We start from the raw sequence: 2,272 nt of genomic DNA on the forward strand, positions 1-2,272 counted from the left end.
GTATATCTTCAAAATGTAGATAATTCTACTGGTGAAATTAAGGGGACTAAGAAAAAGGCAAACGCAACGAATGTTGCAATTGATGATAGCCCTGAAAATTAATGTGTAATGTAGAAAGTGAGATAAATGATATCTTTAACAACTAATGTAAATATAATTTTGAAACGACTTATTTTGATGATAGCCTTTATAGGCGCTGTTATTCTCGGTGCCAGTATTTCTCATGCCGCGTATATTGCACCACCATCTACGGTAGGTGAGGCGGTCGTTCTCATTGATGCGGATACAAAGGAAATTTTATTTGCAAAGAATCCAGATAAATGGATGCATCCTGCGAGTACCACGAAAATGGTTACCTTGTTAACAGCTCTAGAACTCAAAGGCACACAACTTGATGAACTAGCAACTATCAGTAGCTATGCAACAAGTATGGAGGAGTCCAATCTTGGTGTACGCGTTGGTGATCAAATCACTTTGGAAGGTGTTCTTGAAGGTATGATGGTTGCCAGTGGTAATGATGCGGCTGTTGTAGTAGCGGAAAATGTAAGTGGTTCTGTAGAGAAATTTGCGAAGGATATGAATCGCGTTGCTGCCAAAGCGGGAGCCAAGAATAGTGTATTCTTAAATCCTCATGGTTTGACGCAAATGGGTCATCACTCTACGGCGCGTGACTTGGCGATGATTGCAGCATACGGTATGAAATACCAAATGTTCCGTGATAAGGTGGCTAATGATTATTATAAAGTGCCTTATCAAAATCGTACGCCAGAAACAATTCGTACCACAAACCATTTCATTCGCAATAAATATCCTGGTGCAAATGGTTTGAAAACAGGCTTTACGAATGCGGCAGGGGAATGCTTGATTGCATCGGCTACACGTAATGGTCATACTATGATTGTAGTTATGCTTAACGATGATAACCGTTGGGATGAAGCAGTACAGTTCCTTGATTATGGATTTAAACTTCGCGGTGTAATTTAGTTCAGAGGGATATATGAGTTCATTTTTTGCATTTTTAAAACGCATGCGCTTTATCAATCGATGGAGTCTCATGCGTAATACAGAAACAGAAAATATTCAAGAACATAGCTTAGAAGTAGCTATGGTGGCACATAATTTAGCGGCACTCAAAAATGAATACTTTGGTGGCAATGTAGACATTAATAAGGTAGCTGTCATTGCCATGTACCATGAAGTGAGTGAAATCTTTACTGGCGATATGCCAACACCGATTAAATATTTTGATCCAAAGCTTCGTGAACTATATGGCGAAGTTGAAACGTTGGCACAAGAGAAAATGCTATCTACCTTGCCAGAACGATTACAAGCTATCTATAAACCTTTTATTGTAGATGCCGAGGAGAGCCCTGAATGGCCCATCGTTAAGGCTGCAGATACAATTTCAGCGTATATGAAATGTGTGAACGAACTCAAAGCAGGAAACGATGAGTTTAAAGAAGCACATGACTCTATCTTGGCAAAATTAAAATCATTAAATATGCCAGAAGTTGATATGTTCCTTGAAACCTATATGCCTGCACTTGGAAAAAGTTTGGATGAACTAAACTACTACGAAATCAAATAATGATTAAAAAAGAGACGACCAGAGGTCGTCTCTTTTTATTCTATAAAAATAGCCATAACATCTTAATAGACGTCACAGCCATTTTACATCTCAAATACAAATTATAATATCTATTTACGTTCAATAATATTTTGATTTCTTATTAATATTTTTTTCCCGCGCCACGAGAATGCCCGATTACCATACTTAGCTTTGAATTCTTTATTTGTTAGTGTGTCTAATTCAGTAATATCTATGTACGGTTCTACTTGTTGGAATTCAGGTATGGGCGTTGTTGGGATTCCCTGATTATGAGGGCAAACCTCTTGGCATACATCGCAGCCAAATACGAGTGGCGTTTTTCCTGTGATGGTTTCTTCCTCGTTTGTAAGATCTCCCTTTTTCTGTGTTAGGTAGCTTTTACAAGTATTATATTTAAATTCGTCATGACCTAAACATTGCCCTAAGCAAGCCGTAATACACCGATTGCATCCTATACAGGACTGAGCGAGCGGTGTATTGGGCTCTAATTCTAAGGTAGTTAAAATTGTTCCAATGACTACATAGGAACCCCACTTAGGACTGATGAAACAATTGTTTTTGCCGTAGAAACCAAGGCCTGCTAAGTATGCCATGTAACGGTCTGCCAAGGGAGAGGTGTCACAATGTATAGAAAACTGAGCTGAAGTATTTATTTTTTGTAAT

At 38.4% G+C, this 2,272-nt stretch carries 3 protein-coding genes; 2 read left to right on the forward strand and 1 reads right to left on the reverse strand.

The window, feature by feature from the left end:
* The first annotated feature begins 126 nt into the window (after nucleotides 1–126).
* On the forward strand, nucleotides 127–984 hold the full coding sequence (locus QZ055_RS09230; RefSeq protein ID WP_295826450.1) for a D-alanyl-D-alanine carboxypeptidase family protein: 858 nt from the start codon (nucleotides 127–129) through the stop codon (nucleotides 982–984).
* Nucleotides 985–997: 13 nt separating this feature from the next.
* A complete protein-coding gene (gene yfbR / locus QZ055_RS09235) occupies nucleotides 998–1,588 on the forward strand; it encodes a 5'-deoxynucleotidase (RefSeq protein WP_119206557.1) in 591 nt (196 codons plus the stop codon).
* A gap of 110 nt (nucleotides 1,589–1,698) precedes the next feature.
* On the opposite strand, the gene QZ055_RS09240 is transcribed toward yfbR, so the two are convergent.
* Nucleotides 1,699–2,272: epoxyqueuosine reductase (locus tag QZ055_RS09240; protein ID WP_295826453.1), on the reverse strand; the 574-nt coding region annotated here is incomplete at its 5' end.

This window comes from uncultured Veillonella sp. (assembly GCF_905209685.1).
In the GTDB taxonomy this organism is placed as follows: domain Bacteria; phylum Bacillota; class Negativicutes; order Veillonellales; family Veillonellaceae; genus Veillonella.

Bases quoted from the DNA above. Each gene is read 5' to 3' on its own strand.
- QZ055_RS09230 (WP_295826450.1), top strand. From the start codon at position 127: ATGATATCTTTAACAACTAATGTAAATATAATTTTGAAACGACTTATT.
- yfbR (WP_119206557.1), top strand. From the start codon at position 998: ATGAGTTCATTTTTTGCATTTTTAAAACGCATGCGCTTTATCAATCGA.